Consider the following 17,581-nt stretch of genomic DNA (forward strand, 5'->3'; position numbering starts at 1 on the left):
CATGAAAAAGATAATAATAACAATCATATTAAGTGCCGTTTTCCTAGGATCGTGCACGGAACTGGAGGTCACACCAACCTCTTTTGTAACCGAAGATAATTATTTCAAAACCCAGGATGACGCTATTGCGAGTGTATCAGCAGTTTATGCATCATTAGCGCTTGATCCGGGAGAACAAAGTTTATTTGGACGAAATTTATATTTCTTAACAGATATGGCTACAGATTATGCTGCAGCAGGAGTTTCAGCAACAAATCCGCAAGTGAGAGCTTTGAGCAGTTTGACACATGATGCAACTTCAGATCGTGTTCAGGTTGCGTGGCGCCAAATTTATGCCGGAATCAACAGAGCCAATGTTTCTATAGATAATATCCCTAAAGTAGCAGGAACAGAAGCTATTAAAACTAGATTAATTAATGAAGCAAAATTTATTAGAGGATTATTGTACTTTCAGGCAGTTCGGCTTTGGGGAGGAGTTCCAATCATTTTGCACGAACCAACTTCGATACAATTAGAAAGTTTAAAATCAAAAAGAGCCACTGTAGACGAAGTTTATGCTCAAATTATTTCAGACTTAAATGCTGCCGAAGCTTTACCTGCAACTTATGCTGCAACAGATGCCGGACGTGCAACTTCTGGGGCTGCGAAAGCCATTTTAGCCAAAGTATATTTAACAAGGAAAGATTATCCAAATGCAATTTTAAAAGCCAGAGAAGTGATCAACGGCGGTTACGGATATGGCCTTTTTGAAAGCTTTCAGGATATTTTTACTAAAACAAAAAAGAACGGAAAAGAACATATTTTCTCTGTTCAGTTTGAAGCCAATATGGCCGGAAACGGGTCTAGCGGAAGCACATTTCAATCGACTTCATTTACCGGATTTACAGCCACAGAACCAGCAGATATTATCTCAGATGTTGCCTTGTTTTATGATATTTATGCTCCGGGAGATACACGCAGAGATGTAAGTTATGCTAAGACATTACCAATTCCGGGTACGGCAAACATTTATACTTTTCCGAAACCAATTTTTAAAAAATACCTTGATTTAACCAATTTGGCAACTCCCGGAAACGTGGCGATTAATTTTCCTGTTATTCGTTATGCCGACATTCTATTGTCTTTGGCGGAAGCCATAAACGAACAAGGAACTCCAACACCGGAAGCCTATGAATTGATCAATCAGGTTCGAAGAAGAGCTTTTGCAAAAGCAATCACAACGCCGGATGCAACAGTAGATTTAGCAGGATTAACACAAACCACCTTTAGAGCCGCAATTAAGGAAGAGCGCAAAAAAGAATTTGTTCAGGAAGGGCAACGCTGGTTTGACTTGGTTCGTTGGGGAACTTTGGTTACCGAAATTAAAAAAGTGACTGCGAAAAACTCCGTTTCTGAAAGAAATAATTTATATCCAATTCCGCAAAGCGAAAGAAATATTGATCCTGTAGGTTTACCACAAAACCCCGGATATTAACTAAAACCACAACCAAAAAACTAGAATTATGAAAAATTTTAAATTTAATAGTAGAACCAAAAGTCCTAAAAAAGGGCTTTTGATTACTGCGTTGCTTGTCGCGCAATTGGGTTTTGCACAAAATAATCCAAATGCTGATTTTAAAGGTGTTATTGGGAAAACATTGGCCGACTCTAAAGAATATTGGCCAGATCCTGTAAAAGCGCCAAAAGGTGCGCCCAATGTAATTTGGATTTTACTGGATGATGTTGGATTTGGAGCTTCAAGCGCTTTTGGAGGATTGATCCAGACACCTACTTTTGATGAATTAGCGAATAATGGTTTACGATATACCAATTTTCACACAACCGCGATTTGTGCTCCTACTCGTGCGGCAATTTTAACCGGAAGAAATTCTGGAAGAGTGCACGTTAGCGGGTTTTCACATACTATTTTATCAGCAGGTTTTCCGGGTTGGGATGGTAAAATTCCATCAGATAAAGGAACAATTGCAGAAATTTTACGTGACAATGGCTACAACACATTTGCCGTTGGTAAATATGGCGTTACTCCGGATGAAGACGCTACAGATGCGGGTCCGTTTGACAGATGGCCAACCGGAAAAGGATTTGACCATTTTTACGGATTCCTGGGTTCGCAAACAGATCAATACAATCCTGATTTAGTTGAAGATCAGGTTCATATTACTCCAGACGGACGTCATTTAAATGAATTGATTACTGACAAAGCAATTAGTTTTATTCAGAAACAACAAAAAGCGGCACCCGGAAAACCGTTCTTTTTATATTATGCACCCGGAGCTGCTCATGCGCCGCATCAGGTTGCTACAAAATGGAGCGATCCTTATAAAGGAAAATTTGATAAAGGCTGGGATGCATATCGCGAAGAAGTTATTGCAAACCAAAAGAAATTGGGTGTAATTCCGGCAAATGCTGTTTTACCGGAACGTAATCCATTAATTACAGATTGGAAAAAACTAACTCCGGATCAAGAGAAAGTTTACGCAAGATTCATGGAAGTTTACGCCGGATTTTTGACTTATACGGATCATGAAGTAGGAAGAGTTGTTAATTATCTTAAAGAAACCAATCAGTTAGAAAACACCGTAATTTTTGTTGCCATTGGAGATAATGGCGCCAGTAAAGAAGGAACTACAGAAGGAACAATTAACCAGAGTTTATTTTCTCAGGGAAAATCTGATGAGGAAAATCTTCAGACGAATGTAGCAAATATTGACCAGATTGGAACTGCAAAAGGTTTGAATACCAATTATCCTTTAGGATGGGCACAAGCTACGAATGTGCCTTTTAAAAACTGGAAACAAGACGCACAATCTGAAGGAGGAACGCATAATCCGCTGATTGTTTATTACCCAAAAGGAATCAAGGAAAAAGGCGGAATCAGAAATCAATACAGCCATGTAACTGACCTTTTGCCAACAACATTAGATATTGCAGGAATCAAAGCGCCGGAATATATCAAAAATGTGAAACAGGATATTATTCAGGGATCTTCATTATATGCTTCTTTAAATGATGCTAAAGCCGAATCATTGCACAAAGTTCAATATTATTACATCTTTGGAAACAGAGCAATTTATAAAGATGGATGGAAAGCCGGAGCAGCGCATTTACCGGATTCATTTGCAGTAAAAAAATCTTTAAGCAAAAATGAAAAACCCGTAGAAAGCAATTTTGATACTGATGTTTGGGAATTATACAACCTGAACGAAGATTTCAACGAACGCAATAATCTTGCTAAAAAATACCCTGAAAAATTAGCCGAACTTCAGAAACTATTTGATGAACAAGCCAAAGAAAATAATGTTTATCCATTAATTGACTGGCAAGATGTGTACAACAGAAGAATTCATAATACAGGTGCAGACAAAGGAAAATCGCTTCAGGATTTGGTTAAACAGGTAACAAAACCTGCCGGAAGTACAAACTAATTGTATAATTCACTAACCTGCAAGGTCTTTTCTTGACCTTGTAGGTTTATAATCACTTTTTTTCTATTGACTTTTTAGGTTTCAAAAACATACCTACAGGGTTTTAAAAACTTTGCAGGATAACCTGCTAACAAAAAAATAAAATTATGGCAGCAACAAAACCAATTTTAAAAAGAGGCATTTTTGCCTTGATTCTTGTAGTAATTGCAGTAAGTTTTTACTACTTGACAATATGGATTACTCCGTATTACGTGCAAAAAAAGTTTGCCGAAAAAAGCCTGGGTGATGTCAATACCCCAAGATTTGGAGATCAGCCAAATGCTGAAAACAGCAGAGTGATTCCGTTACCAAATCCTGACTTTTTGTATTCAACAATCAATTATGATTTGAACGATAATGTATTGAAAATCTCAGGAATTGTTCCGGATTCTACTTATTGGTCAATATCTGCGTATCAGGAAAACACGACTAATTTTTTTGTCGAAAATGAAGAAAAAGTAAAAGCAAAATTCGAATATTATTTAGCCCCGGAAGGAAGTAAATCCGAAGTTTTGAAAAATATTCCGAAAGAAAAAATCATTTACAGCCCAACAACTAAAGGATTGATTTTGTTTCGTTATCTGGTTTCAAAAGCATATCCGGTAAAAACATTAGCAGAATTACAACATGGAGTTACGGTTGAAAAGTTGGTAAAGTAATCGTTCCAGCAATTTTATCAGTTTAACCCGCAATCAAAATATCGATTATACTGTGAAGAATGGATTAAAATCCATCCCTACAATATGTTTCGTTCCTCTGGAACTCTTGATGAAATTCCGAAGGAATGATTTATTTTGTAGCCGGGGATTTCAATCCCCGGAAACGCAAAGTAGCTAGAAAGTTTGTCATGCTGAGCGAAATAGAAGGACACACAAGAAACTCGACAAAGACAAACGCAATATAAATGTCGATTATACTGTGAAGAATGGATTAAAATCCATCCCTATAATATGTTTCGTTCCTCTGGAACTCTTAATAAAATTCCGAAGGAATGATTTATTTTGTAGCCGGGGATTTCAATCCCCGGAAATGCAAGTAATGAGAAATCCGAAAAGATTAGAAAATTCAGCACGGAGTTTCTGGTGTGATCCTTCCTTCGTCAGGATGACAAAAAAAAACATTCAACATTAAAATAAAATAAAAAATGGCTTTAAATAAAAAAATAAAAAAGATAGGACTTGGCGTGGCATTGATCATTCTGGCTATCGTATTTGGAAGTGCTGTTGGGGTTTACAACATTAAATCCGGAAAAAGCAGTTCGCAGCGCGTAATTGGCAATTGGTCTACAGTTGATAAGGACAAAGATCTTAGCACTGCCGATTTGCTGACAATAGCGCAAGTAGCGGTTTACGGACCTTATGCGCTGACAAAAAAAGAGGTAATCTATTTAAGCACAAGTACAGATAGCGAAGGAAACGCAATAGATCCCAAATCAGAATATGTAATTAGCGGAAAAAAATTAGATGCTAAATATTGGAGTATTACGGCCTATGACGAAAGTGGCTTTTTAATTAAAAACCCAATCAACAAATACAGCTATAATCTTGAAAATGTAAAATATGAAGCCGATAGTACATCGTATAAAATCAACTTATCAGGAGTTGAGAAAAAGGAAAACTGGCTGCCTATAAACGATGTAAAAAAAGCAACTTTAATTATTCGCTTGTATTTGCCATCAGAGAAACTTCGAGATAATTTAACGGTGGAAACACTTCCAACAATTCAAAAAGTAAAATAATCAGTACAAATTATAACAAATAATGAGGAATTAATTAAATAAAACTCTACTAAATCCATAGAATTAGAAGTTTATTTTATTTATTTTTACATTTTCCAAAACGAACTGATTTTCAATACAGTTATAAAAATATAAAAATTAGAAATCATGAAAAGAGAAGACTATGAAATTATAGGAAAGAAAATTGTCGTGGGAGCGATCGTTTTTTTAGTTCCGCTGGCTATTTTGGCGGGAGGTTTAGCATTAATTAGTAATTTTTTAAAATAAAAATCATGGCAGCAATAGATCACAATTCAAAAAGTAAACTAACACGAGATTTAAGCATTAGCTTATTAATATATTCACTTCCGGTAGTGGCAATTTTTCTTTATTTCAAACTTACAAATGGTTTAATAACGGAATCCCATATTACATTACCATCATTTTTAGAATTTGCACAACCTGCATTTCAACACATCCGCACTTGGGGATTAATTGTTTTTATGCTCGTTTTAGGAGCGATTGAATTTGCTGCAGGTTTATACGATGACGAATGGACTGGCGAAGAACGCAAAATAGATATTGTTTGTTTCTTAGCTCCAAAATTGCTTTTACCGCCTGTAATCGCTTTTTTCAGTTTAACGGCATTACCTTATTTAATTCCTCATTTGGCAAATTCACTTTCATGGGTTCCGTTTTGGGGAGGATTTTTTCTAATTGCAATTGCCGATGATTTAACACAATATTGGTACCACCGTTTGCACCATCAGGTTCCGTTTTTATGGCGTTTTCACAGAACACATCACTCGGCTCCATATATGGGAATGGCGATGGCTTCAAGACAAAACTTTATTTATACCGTTTTCTTTTCTCAAATATACTTAACTGCAACATTAACATTTTTAGGTTTAGGTTTACCTGCTTTGTTTGTTTTGGTTATTAAAAGTATCATCACATTGGGAGCACATTCAAGTATTGCATGGGACAAACCATTTTACAAATACAAAGTTTTACATCCTTTTGCGTGGGTTTTAGAAAGATTAATTTCTACTCCTGCAACGCATCACGCACATCATGCAGATACTAGCGGTGACGGAGTTGGACATTTTAAAGGCAATTTCGGTAACATGTTTTTTATCTGGGATATGATTTTTGGAACGGGTTTAATCACACGTAAATTTCCAAAATCATACGGAATGAAATCATACAAACAAGAAGAATGGTACGCGCAATTTTTATGGCCAATATTCAAATCTAAAAAAGAAGGAAGCGCTCTTGCCGAAGGTGTTTTAGCAGTTCCTTTAAAGCAAAAAGCAGAAAATCTATCGCCAAGTCCGGTTTATTACGAACAGGCGCAACATCTTAAATTGCAAAGAAAATAACTTAACGCAGTGTATTCAAAATAGAACTTGAATACACTGTTGTTTTATAAAAACATAAATATGCAAAATAAAATACTTAAAAACAGTATTACAACATTCCTCCTGCTTTTTACCATTTTAGGTTTTTCACAGGAAAAAAGTGCAAATGTTTTACTGGACGCTTTTTATTCGAAAATTAAAAGCCAAAAAAATCTACAGATAATTGATGCCAGAGGTCCGGATGAATTTGCCTTAAATCATATTGAAGGCGCAGTAAATTTTAATCTGAAATCAGAGAATTATGAAAAAGCAGTTTCGGTTTTAAATACTTCACAACCGGTTTTCATTTATTCTATTGCCGCTTATAGAAGTGGTTTATTAGCAAATGATTTACTTAAAAAAGGATTTTCTGAAGTTTATATTCTTGAAGGCGGAATCGCAGCGTGGATTGGCGGCGGAAAACCTTTTTACACTAATCTGAAAAGTAAATTAACAATTCCGGAATACAAAAAAATCATTGCTGACAATGAATATGTTTTGGTTGACATTGGTTCCAAATATTGCGCGACCTGCAAAACCGTTAAACCAATTTTAGAAGATCTTAGAACGCAATATGGCGAAAAACTAAAAATTGTTCAAATCGAATTAGAAGAAAGTCCGCAAGTAATCGCCGATCTTAAAATAGTCAAAGTTTTCCCGACTTTAATTTTATATCAAAAAGGGAAAATTGTTTTCAAAAAAGACGGTTTAAGCGATTTGAAAAATGATGTTGATGTGGTTTTGGCTTTGAAATAATCACCTTTATTTGTCATCCCTAGGAACGAGGGATCTCCGTTAGTAGCTCGACAAAGATTGGAGATTTTGACTGCGGAGTTTCTTGTGGAGATCCCTCGTTCCTAGGGATGACAAAAATGCGCATACAACTTTGGCAAAGCTATGTTTCTATGTGTTCAAAAAATTGCTCCCTTATTAAAGCATCAAAAAACTAAAAATTATGGCGTTATCCAAAATAAAAAAAATCATTCTCCCAATTGTTATTGTTGTTTTTATAATAGCCCTTTCCCTTTTCTGGCCCATCAATACCGATGGAACTTTAATACAACCCAATAAAAAATTACTGGAAGGAAAAACAGCCTTTTTAAAAGCAAAAGTTGCCACAGACAGCTCTTTCAAAAAACCAAATATCATTATTCTTCTTGCCGATGATTTAGGGAAATATGATATTTCGTTATACGGAGGAAAATCGACGCCAACGCCACAAATAGATTCTCTTGCGGCTTCTGGCGTGACATTTCAGGACGGTTATGTTTCGGCTTCGATATGTTCGCCTTCGCGCGCGGGAATATTAACTGGTCGTTATCAGGAACGTTTCGGACATGAATTTCAACCCGGAGACCGGTATCCAAAAAACAATTTGGAATATTATGGTTTCAAATATTTAATCAATACAAATGGCTGGCGACTGAACCCGAAAATCAATTATCCTAATGAAGCTTCTATCGCCACACAAGGTTTGCCACAATCTGAAATTACGTTTGCAGATCTTGCAAAAAGAGAAGGTTACAGCACCGGAATTATTGGCAAATGGCATTTGGGTCACAACAAAGGATTTTTTCCTTTAGATCGTGGTTTCGATTATCATTACGGATTTTATCAGGCATTTTCGCTTTACACTCCGGAAGACGATAATCCGGATATCATCAATCATCATCACAAAGATTTTACCGATAAAATGATTTGGGGAAATGGACGCGTCGGGATTGGACAAATTCGCCGTGATACAACTATCATACACAATAAAGCCTATTTAACCGAAACATTTGCTGATGAAGCAGAAGCTTTTATCGATAGAAATAAAACCAAACCGTTCCTATTGTACGTTCCGTTTAATGCACCACACACGCCTTTTCAGGTTCGCAAAAAATATTATGATCGTTTCCCGAATGTAAAAGACGAAAACAAGCGTGTTTATTTTGCCATGATTAGCGCGTTAGACGATGCCGTGGGAAGAATCAGGGCAAAAGTCAAAAAAGAAGGTCTTGAAGATAATACTTTAATATTTTTTGCGAGCGACAATGGTGGTGCCGATTATACTTTTGCAACTACAAATGCACCATTAAAAGCAGGGAAATTTTCTCATTTTGAAGGCGGCGTAAATGTTCCGTTTGCATTGTCATGGAAAGGAAAAATCAAACCGCACACAATCTATAAAACTCCCGTAAGTACATTGGATATATTTAGTACAATCGCTGCTGCGATTCATTCTGATTTGCCAAAAGACAGGGTTTATGACGGTGTCGATTTGGTTAGCACAGTCAATCAAAATAAAGAAGCGCACAAAACTTTATACTGGCGTTCCGGCGATGCAAAAGCGATTAGAAGCGGCGATTGGAAATTGATTATCAGCGGAAAAACGCATGAAGAATGGCTTTATAATTTAGCAACAGATAAATCTGAAACTACAGATCTTGCTCAAAAAAATCCGGCAAAAGTAAAAGAATTACATATCGCATTACAAAACTGGGAAAAAGGATTAATTAAACCTTTATGGCCAAATTTAACGCATTATGAATTTGAATTTGGTAAACAAAAATACTTTGTGGATTTGTAACTATAACATTATACAAACCCGACCGGTTTTAAAAACCTGTCGGGTTTAATTCAGAATAATATTTACAAAAATGAATTGCCTCCAGCTTTAGCTGGAGATTAAAAAAATTTAATCCTAGTTGTGGCTTTAGCCAAATGACAATTTTGGCTAAAGCCAATAGTAATTCATATTTACAATATCTCCAGCTAAAGCTGGAGGCAATTCAAAATGAAACTTTATAAATACCTAACAGGTTTTTAAAACCTGTTAGGATAACAAAATAATAAAATTTAAAATGTCATCCTCAAAAAATAAATTCACCATTCACGAAGACTGGACCGTTGTAATTCTCGGTTTTATAATCATCGGAATTTCTCTTTTTATTTTTCTGCCCGAAGTTACGGTTTTTAAATGGTCAAACGGAACCGAATTACTTTATGATGTATTCGATTTCGGAAATTTGAAAACCCTTGCATTACAATTTTTATACCTCATTTCGATTGGAACATTAGGCGCTTTTTTAATTGGGAAATCGGTGAAATATTTTTTATTGGGTTTCCCGATAGTATATCTCTTAACCGTTATTGCTTTAATTATTTCAGGAAATACTCAAGTAAAAGGACTAAATCTCGAAGCTGTAATTTTCAGTTTGATAATTGGTTTAGCGATTGGGAATTTCTTCCAGCTTCCGGACTGGTTTCGATCAGCGCTTTCAACAGAAGTATTTGTAAAAATTGGATTGGTTTTATTGGGAACCAGCGTCATTTTTGCAGACATTTTAAAAGCAGGTTCTTTAGGATTAATTCAGGCTTTGGTTGTCGTATTATCGGTTTGGTATTTTGCATTTTGGCTGTGTAAAAAACTAAAAGTCGATGACGAATTAACGATGATGATTTCCAGCGCGGTTTCTATTTGTGGCGTTTCTGCTGCAATTGCCACTTCGGGAGCGATCAAAGGAGATTCTAAAAAGTTATCTTATGTGATTTCGATTGTTTTGGTAACCGCAATTCCCATGATGATTTTCATGCCAATGATTGCTAAATATTTCAATTTTCCCGAAGAAGTTACGGGCGCATGGCTTGGCGGAAGTATCGATACATCTGGCGCGGTTGTGGCTTCGGGTTCTTTGGTTGGCGAAACCGCTTTGAAAATTAGTACAATTGTAAAATTCTCTCAAAATGTATTACTCGGAATCGCCGCTTTTGCAATCTCAGTTTATTGGACGTACACGCATAATAATTCGGCGGAAGCTGTTGAATCAAAACCAACATTGAGTATTATCTGGGAACGTTTTCCAAAATTTGTAATTGGCTTTATTGCGGCTTCATTATTATTTTCTTTTGTGCTTTCGCCCGAAGTTAGAGATAATGTGAAAGACAGTTCGAAGAATTTACAAGGTATTTGGTTTGCGCTTGCTTTTACAAGTATTGGTCTGGAAATCAACTTTAAAGATTTACTGAGTAATAATAGTCGGAAACCATTGTATGCTTTTTTAATTGCCCAATTATTCAATGTGATTGTGACATTGATTATTGCTTTTTTGCTGTTTAGTAAATAATTTAACACAAGCGTATAATGTTTAAACACATAGAAACACAGCTTTTAGTTATGTGTAAAAAAGTCGTTTCACTCAAAATAAAACACATAGCTAACAACAAAAATTAACCATTGTCATCCTGATTTCTATGATAAAAACAAATCTTTTTGAAGGGATTTGGTTTATTTCTCGCAGATTTTGCAGATTGAGCAGATTTTTATTTGACAAAGACTGTCATCCTGAGCGAAGTCGAAGGACACACAAATAGCTCGACAAAGATTTGTCATTTCGATCGAAGAGAGAAATCACACTAGAAACTCGACAACGATTGTCGCTATTCTATGCGGAGATCCTTCGTTCCTCAGGATGACAAAAATGCGCATACCAACTTTGAGTATAAATCTTTGTCAAAGTTAAACCCAATAATTTTCGAAAAATAAAAATATCAATTATAATGAAAAAAACACTTATTACAATCAACCTTTTATTAGCTTTTAGCTTTTCAATTCATTCCCAAAACCAAACAAAACCCAATATCATTTTAATAATGGTAGATGATATGGGATATTCTGATTTAGGGAATTATGGTTCTGAAATTAAAACGCCTAATCTCGATAAATTAGCCAGTGAAGGTTTACGTTTACGCGAATTTTATAATAATTCTATTTGCGCACCAACTCGTGGATCTTTGTTAACGGGACAATATCAGCACAAAGCCGGAATGGGATTTTTTGATGTCAATTTAGGATTGCCGGCGTATCAAGGATATTTAAACAAGGAATCTTTGACATTGGGCGAGGTTTTCCGTTCCGGCGGTTACAGTACTTTGCTTTCCGGAAAATGGCACGTAGGTTCTGAAGATCAGTCGCAATGGCCGAATCAGAGGGGTTTTGATAAATTTTACGGAATCTTAAAAGGCGCTTCAAACTATTTTGACACAAAACCTTTGCCTTTCGGGAAAACGCCTTATCCCGTAAAATTGATTCGGAATAACGAAGAACTGCATCCAAAAGATGATTCGTATTATTTTACAGATGAAATTGGGAATAATGCCGTGACTTTCCTGGACGAACAAAATAAAGAAAATAAACCGTTCTTTTTGTATTTAGCTTTTACGGCTCCGCATTGGCCGTTGCAGGCAAAACCGGTTGATATTGCAAAATACAGAGGGAAATTTGACGAAGGCTGGGATATTTTACGTGAAAAAAGAATTGAGAAATTAAAAGCAAACGGAATTTTACCAGCAAATCAAACTGTTTCTGCAAGAGATCCTGAAGTTCCGGAATGGAGCAAATTATCTTATGACGAAAAACTATTCTGGAAAGCAAAAATGGAAGTTTATGCCGCAATGGTCGATAATATGGATCAGAATGTGGGGAAAGTTCTGGAGAAATTAAAAACTTTAAAGAAGGATAAAAACACGCTGATTATTTTTATTTCAGATAATGGCGCGCAAGGTGGTTTTAATACTTATAATCCGTTAGGGCGTGGTTTGGTTCGAAATGACGGACCTGTTGGAACTTCGGGATCATTTGATTATCAGGAACAAAACTGGGCATATTTATCGAATACTCCGCTACAGCAATATAAAAATAATATGCATGAAGGTGGTTTTAGTTCTCCGTTTATTGCCTGGTTTCCGTCAAAAATAAAAGCAGGCAGAATCGATAAAGGAACGGGACATATTATTGACCTTGCTCCTACTTTTTATGAATTGGCAGGAATTGAATATCCGAAGGAATATAACGGAGTAAAATCAAATCCGTTAGCGGGGAAAAGTTTATTACCGGTTTTATTCGATAATGTTTCTGAGGTCAACAGAGGTGCACCTTTATTTTGGGAAAGAGCCGGAAACAGAGCCGTAAGAGATGGAAAATGGAAATTGGTTTCGATTTATCCTTCTTATGAATGGGAACTTTATAATATTGAAACTGATCGTGGAGAAACAACAAATGTCGCACAGCAAAACCCGGGAATTGTCAATAAACTTTCGGCTTCTTATTTTGATTGGGCAGATCAAACCGGAGTTGTAGAATATAGTAAATTCAAATTAAAACCTGAAACAATGCCTGGAGGAGCTGCTTTAAAAAAGTAGAGATATATCTATACAAGATTTTCCTGAAAATATAATTGCTTTTTTTGATATTTTAAGTAATTATAACCAAAAGCGATTGTTTTTGAAACAGTCGCTTTTATTTCTTCAAACAAAAAATTTATGACATTTAAAATCAGACAATGTCAGGTAAACCTTTATAATTGTTAAACCCCCAACTTAAAACATCTCAATCTTAAAAAGTAATTACATTATAGATAATAAAGAATATTCATTTTTAAAAATCGACCTATTATTTAGTTCAAATGTTACAAATATTACAAAAGCGTCTTCTAGTGTGAGAATTAATGTTAAAAACAGTCGTTTCTTTAACATTTTTTTAAGATATTTGAGATAACTAATCCAAAACTTTTTAAAAAATGAAAATTAATTTAAAGCATTTTTTGTGGCTTCTATTGGTATTAATAGTGCAAATAGCCCATGCACAAGAAGGATCTATTTCTGGTAAAGTTACAGATGCAAAAGGGGTTCCTATTCCCGGAGTAAATATTGTGATAAAGGGAACAAAAGTGAGTACTCAAACTGACTTTGACGGGAATTTTAAAATCAAAGCTAATAAGGGAGATATTTTTATTGTGAGTTATGTAAGCTTCGCAACTCTTCAGGTTCCGGCTTCAAACGCAATGACAATTCAATTGTTTGAAACCCAAAATGAACTTGAAGCTGTTTTGGTAGTAGGTTACGGAACACAAATTAAGAAAAACTCAACAGATAATATTGCACGGGTAACTGCAAAAGATATTCAGCAAATTCCGGTATCGAACCTGCAAAATGCCTTAGTTGGTAAATTAGCCGGTGTACAAATTACGCAAACAAACGGTAAAGTTGAGGGAGGAATAAATATTAGAGTTCGTGGTGCTGCCAGTATTAGTGCAGGATCACAGCCGTTATATGTATTAGACGGAATCCCGTTAATCAATGATAATGAATCAGGTAACGGAGCTCCAACCAATCCGTTATTAACATTGAGTACAAGCGAAATTGAATCTATAGATGTTTTGAAAGATGCCTCTTCTGCGGCTATTTATGGTGCACGTGGTGCAAACGGAGTTGTAATTATCACGACTAAAAAAGGAAAAGACGGAAAAGGCACTTTCTCCATCAACTTATCCCAAGGTGTCAGCGAAGCTACTCATAATAAAAAATGGCTGAACGCTAAACAATATGTTGCATTGTTGCAGGAGGCCGGAACAAATGTTGACGACTTGGAATCTGTAGAAGACGAATTAGAGTTTTTATCGCAGGGAACAGACTGGAGAAATGGTGCAGTAAATACAGACTGGCAAAAAGAAGCTATAAAAACAGGTTACACTACAGATGCTGATTTTTCGGTTTCTGGTGGTGATGATAAAACGAAATACTTTTTCTCAGGATCTTACAATAAAACAATCGGAATTGTGGACAGCAATAGTTTAGAAAGGTTAACCGCCAGAAGCAACTTGTCACACAAAGTATCAGAGCGTTTTACAGCCGGAATGAATATTGGTTTCTCAAGATCAGCAATTGACAGGGTTCAGGATGATAATGCCTTTACAACGCCGTTACAAGCTGTTGCGCAAGCGCCAATTTCGCAAGCAAGATTAGAAGACGGAACTGCAAACCCAAATACAGAATATGCGAATTATCTTTTAGCAAAAGACAATAGTTTCTGGAAAACAATTATGAGAAGAATTACCGGAAAAGTATTTGGCGAGCTTAAAATTTTAAACTCTTTAAAATTCAATTCTGATTTTTCATACGACCTTTTAAGCCAGACAGAAGATTACTGGCAAGGAAAAAATGCACCGTTTATGGCAACTGACGGAGCTGTGTTTGCAACTAATGTAAATACTGAAAATTATGTTTTTAGTAACTATTTTACCTTCGATAAAACATTTGCCGAAAAACATACTATAAACGCCGTTGCAGGTATGGAATTCAATAAATATAATAGAAGATATCAGGATGTTAACAGTATTTATTTTCCTAACGATAATTTCCAGACGGTTGATGGCGGAGCCGAAGTAAATGAAGGTCACGGAAGTCAGACTGATTATGCTTTTGTTTCTCAATTTGGGAGATTAAATTATAGTTATGATGGCAAATATCTTTTTAAAGCGAGTATTCGTCGTGACGGATCTTCTCGCTTTGGAAAAAATAACAGATTTGGAGTTTTCCCTGCTTTTTCTGCAGGTTGGGTAATTTCTCAGGAAAATTTCCTGAAAGACAATGCTGTTTTATCTTATTTAAAATTAAAAGGAAGCTGGGGTAAATTAGGAAATGCCGAAATTGGAAATTTTGCTTCCCGCCAATTGTACCAGACAAATCCGTATAACTTAAAATCAGGATTAACATTTTATCAACCAGGAAACGACGATCTTACATGGGAAAAATCAACTCAGACTGATTTTGGTTTTGAAGTTGGTTTCTTAAATAAAATAACTCTTGAAGTTGATTATTATCAAAAAGATACCGACGGATTGCTTTTTGATGTTCCGCTTCCTAAAAGTGCAGGAGCTGGAACTGGCGGAACAATCAGTAAAAATATTGGCCAAATTAGAAGCAGTGGTTTCGAATTTACTTTAAATACTAAAAACATTGAAACAGAAGATTTTAAATGGAATACAAGTTTCAATTTAACTACGAACGAATCAAAAGTAAAGTCTCTTCCAAATGATAACACAGATATTATTTCTGATTTTACAATTAATAGAGTTGGACAAAATATTTCTTCTTTTTATTTAGTTCAATATGCCGGAGTTGACTCAGAAAACGGAGATGCACTTTTTGTAAAAAACACTGTAAATGCTGACGGAACTCTTGACAAAACCACAACAAATGATTATAGCGAGGCAAAAAGGGTAATTACCGGAAATCCTTTCCCTACTTTAATGTCCGGTTTAACCAATACAATTATCTATAAAGGAATCGATTTTACCTTTACATTTCAGGGAGAATGGGGCGCCAGTATTTATAATGCGGCAGGATTATACCAATCAACCGCAGCAGATTATTTTGACAATCAAACGGCTGATCAGTTAAATCGCTGGCAAAAACCGGGTGATATTACAAATGTTCCTCAGGCAAGATTTGGCGGTTCAAACGGAACGCAAAATTCTACTCGTTATTTAGATAAATCAGATTTTGTTCGTTTAAGAAATATAACATTAGGATATTCTTTGCCTAAACAAACAGTAAGCGACATGGGAATGAGCAGTTTAAGAGTTTATATAACGGCTGTTAACTTACTTACTTTTACCAATTATGAAGGTACTGATCCGGAAGCAAGAAGAGATGACACCAGCAGAACCAGCCCACGAGCGGGAGAAGATTTTTACTCGGCTCCGCCAGCGAGAACAATTGCGATGGGAGTAAATATTAATTTTTAAAACGAACAAGATGAAAGCAAATAAAATAATTTTATATCTATTTTTCGCCGTGCTTTTTGCAAGTTGCGAAAATGAATTAGACATTGATCCTAAACAAACAGAAGATGCTTCGGTGACATTAGGTACAGAAGGCGGAATAACCAATATACTTACCGGAACGTATGCCCTGGCAGCAAATGGAAATGCTTATGGCGGAAGAATTTTGGTCTACGCCGATTTATTAGGCGTCAGCGGTTCACTGAATACTACCGATTTTAGATGGAGAGGAACTTATGGAGAATTGAGACAAATGTACATCAAGAATATGCAATCTGACAATGTGATTATTGAAGGTACTTATGCAAGATGTTACGAGATTATTAATGCTGCAAATACTGTAATTGAAAACGTTGATAAAGTAAAAGATCCGACGAAACAAGCGACGATGATTGGTGAAGCCAGTTTTTTAAGATCGCTTGCTTATTTTGATCTGGTTCGTTTTTTTGCAAAACCATATGTTAGCGGTCAGCCAAATACGCAACTAGGAGTTGTGATAAGACCTAATGCTATTTATAATTTTAATGTAGATCTTTCAAAAGAAAGAAGCACCGTTGATGAAGTTTATAAGGTAATAATTGATGGTTTAAATCTGGCTTACACTAATTTGCCGGAAGAAAATAGTTTTTATGCTGATAAATATGCCGCAAAAGCATTATTAGCCAGAGTTTATTTGCAACAAGGTAATTATGCCGAAGCCAGAGACGCTGCAAATGATGTTATCGAAAATAGCGGGCACGCATTATCGCCAACTTATGCAGGCGCTTTTAACCATGATACAGACCAAATCGAAGATATATTTTCGATACAAATCACGAAACAAACCGGAGTAAATGATGCTAATACTTTTTATGAATCTGAAAATAATGGTGGTCGTGGTGGAGATTTTTCTATCAGAGATCATTATTTAGAAAAATTTAGCGATCCGGATGACAGAGCAAATTTCAACTATGAAAATGATGCAAACGGCAGAATATTGACGTCTAAATTCACAAATCAATTTGCTAATGTGGGACTTATTCGTTTAGCCGAAATGTATTTAATTAGAGCTGAAGCTAATTTTAGAGAAGGAACTGCTATTGGAAATACTCCGCTTGACGATATCAATATTATCAGAACAAGAGCTAAAGCAGATAATTTAGCAGATGTTACAATTGATGATATTTTACTGGAACGCGAATTAGAACTGGGAATGGAAGGATTTTTAATTCATGACATTAAAAGAACAAAACGTTCAATTGATATTAGCGAAGATGGAGACGAATCTGATTTGCTTCTTTATGATGCAAACAATCTCGTATTCCCTATTCCGTTGAGTGAAACTGATGCAAACAAAAAAATCACACAGAATCCAGGATATAGTAAATAGTAAAAACACTTAAAAAACAAAAAGCC

The 17,581-nt window shown here is 35.7% G+C and carries 11 protein-coding genes; all 11 read left to right on the forward strand.

Features of this window, described 5'->3' with window-relative positions:
* Position 1 precedes the first annotated feature (1 nt).
* The 11 genes from ACHZDT_RS10580 (at position 2) to ACHZDT_RS10630 (ending at position 17,555) form a co-directional block, all read left to right on the forward strand.
* On the forward strand, positions 2 to 1,474 hold the full coding sequence (locus ACHZDT_RS10580) for a RagB/SusD family nutrient uptake outer membrane protein (RefSeq protein WP_394774598.1): 1,473 nt from the start codon (positions 2 to 4) through the stop codon (positions 1,472 to 1,474).
* Positions 1,475 to 1,502: 28 nt separating this feature from the next.
* Positions 1,503 to 3,425 carry an arylsulfatase gene (locus tag ACHZDT_RS10585; protein WP_394774599.1) on the forward strand — a complete coding sequence of 641 codons (1,923 nt, stop codon included), beginning with the start codon at positions 1,503 to 1,505 and terminating at the stop codon, positions 3,423 to 3,425.
* A gap of 146 nt (positions 3,426 to 3,571) precedes the next feature.
* The gene (locus ACHZDT_RS10590; RefSeq protein WP_394774600.1) at positions 3,572 to 4,123 is read left to right on the forward strand and encodes a DUF1254 domain-containing protein; all 552 of its coding nucleotides are present in this window, start codon (positions 3,572 to 3,574) and stop codon (positions 4,121 to 4,123) included.
* 485 nt (positions 4,124 to 4,608) lie between these two features.
* The gene (locus ACHZDT_RS10595) at positions 4,609 to 5,202 is read left to right on the forward strand and encodes a DUF1214 domain-containing protein (RefSeq protein WP_394774601.1); all 594 of its coding nucleotides are present in this window, start codon (positions 4,609 to 4,611) and stop codon (positions 5,200 to 5,202) included.
* Between the two features lie 272 nt (positions 5,203 to 5,474).
* On the forward strand, positions 5,475 to 6,563 hold the full coding sequence (locus ACHZDT_RS10600) for a sterol desaturase family protein (RefSeq protein ID WP_394774602.1): 1,089 nt from the start codon (positions 5,475 to 5,477) through the stop codon (positions 6,561 to 6,563).
* 60 nt (positions 6,564 to 6,623) lie between these two features.
* On the forward strand, positions 6,624 to 7,337 hold the full coding sequence (locus tag ACHZDT_RS10605) for a thioredoxin domain-containing protein (RefSeq protein WP_394774603.1): 714 nt from the start codon (positions 6,624 to 6,626) through the stop codon (positions 7,335 to 7,337).
* A gap of 199 nt (positions 7,338 to 7,536) precedes the next feature.
* Positions 7,537 to 9,153, forward strand: a complete 1,617-nt coding sequence (locus tag ACHZDT_RS10610) for a sulfatase-like hydrolase/transferase (protein ID WP_394774604.1) — start codon at positions 7,537 to 7,539, stop codon at positions 9,151 to 9,153.
* Between the two features lie 274 nt (positions 9,154 to 9,427).
* Positions 9,428 to 10,690 carry a YeiH family protein gene (locus ACHZDT_RS10615; RefSeq protein WP_394774605.1) on the forward strand — a complete coding sequence of 421 codons (1,263 nt, stop codon included), beginning with the start codon at positions 9,428 to 9,430 and terminating at the stop codon, positions 10,688 to 10,690.
* A gap of 433 nt (positions 10,691 to 11,123) precedes the next feature.
* Positions 11,124 to 12,764 carry an arylsulfatase gene (locus tag ACHZDT_RS10620; protein ID WP_394774606.1) on the forward strand — a complete coding sequence of 547 codons (1,641 nt, stop codon included), beginning with the start codon at positions 11,124 to 11,126 and terminating at the stop codon, positions 12,762 to 12,764.
* Positions 12,765 to 13,141: 377 nt separating this feature from the next.
* Positions 13,142 to 16,150: a SusC/RagA family TonB-linked outer membrane protein gene (locus ACHZDT_RS10625; protein WP_394774607.1), complete on the forward strand. Its 3,009-nt coding sequence runs from the start codon at positions 13,142 to 13,144 to the stop codon at positions 16,148 to 16,150.
* Between the two features lie 10 nt (positions 16,151 to 16,160).
* Positions 16,161 to 17,555, forward strand: a complete 1,395-nt coding sequence (locus ACHZDT_RS10630; protein WP_394774608.1) for a RagB/SusD family nutrient uptake outer membrane protein — start codon at positions 16,161 to 16,163, stop codon at positions 17,553 to 17,555.
* Positions 17,556 to 17,581 lie beyond the last annotated feature (26 nt).

The organism is Flavobacterium sp., from assembly GCF_043722275.1.
In the GTDB taxonomy this organism is placed as follows: domain Bacteria; phylum Bacteroidota; class Bacteroidia; order Flavobacteriales; family Flavobacteriaceae; genus Flavobacterium.

Bases quoted from the DNA above. Each gene is read 5' to 3' on its own strand.
- ACHZDT_RS10580 (WP_394774598.1), top strand. From the start codon at position 2: ATGAAAAAGATAATAATAACAATCATATTAAGTGCCGTTTTCCTAGGA.
- ACHZDT_RS10585 (WP_394774599.1), top strand. From the start codon at position 1,503: ATGAAAAATTTTAAATTTAATAGTAGAACCAAAAGTCCTAAAAAAGGG.
- ACHZDT_RS10590 (WP_394774600.1), top strand. From the start codon at position 3,572: ATGGCAGCAACAAAACCAATTTTAAAAAGAGGCATTTTTGCCTTGATT.
- ACHZDT_RS10595 (WP_394774601.1), top strand. From the start codon at position 4,609: ATGGCTTTAAATAAAAAAATAAAAAAGATAGGACTTGGCGTGGCATTG.
- ACHZDT_RS10600 (WP_394774602.1), top strand. From the start codon at position 5,475: ATGGCAGCAATAGATCACAATTCAAAAAGTAAACTAACACGAGATTTA.
- ACHZDT_RS10605 (WP_394774603.1), top strand. From the start codon at position 6,624: ATGCAAAATAAAATACTTAAAAACAGTATTACAACATTCCTCCTGCTT.
- ACHZDT_RS10610 (WP_394774604.1), top strand. From the start codon at position 7,537: ATGGCGTTATCCAAAATAAAAAAAATCATTCTCCCAATTGTTATTGTT.
- ACHZDT_RS10615 (WP_394774605.1), top strand. From the start codon at position 9,428: ATGTCATCCTCAAAAAATAAATTCACCATTCACGAAGACTGGACCGTT.
- ACHZDT_RS10620 (WP_394774606.1), top strand. From the start codon at position 11,124: ATGAAAAAAACACTTATTACAATCAACCTTTTATTAGCTTTTAGCTTT.
- ACHZDT_RS10625 (WP_394774607.1), top strand. From the start codon at position 13,142: ATGAAAATTAATTTAAAGCATTTTTTGTGGCTTCTATTGGTATTAATA.
- ACHZDT_RS10630 (WP_394774608.1), top strand. From the start codon at position 16,161: ATGAAAGCAAATAAAATAATTTTATATCTATTTTTCGCCGTGCTTTTT.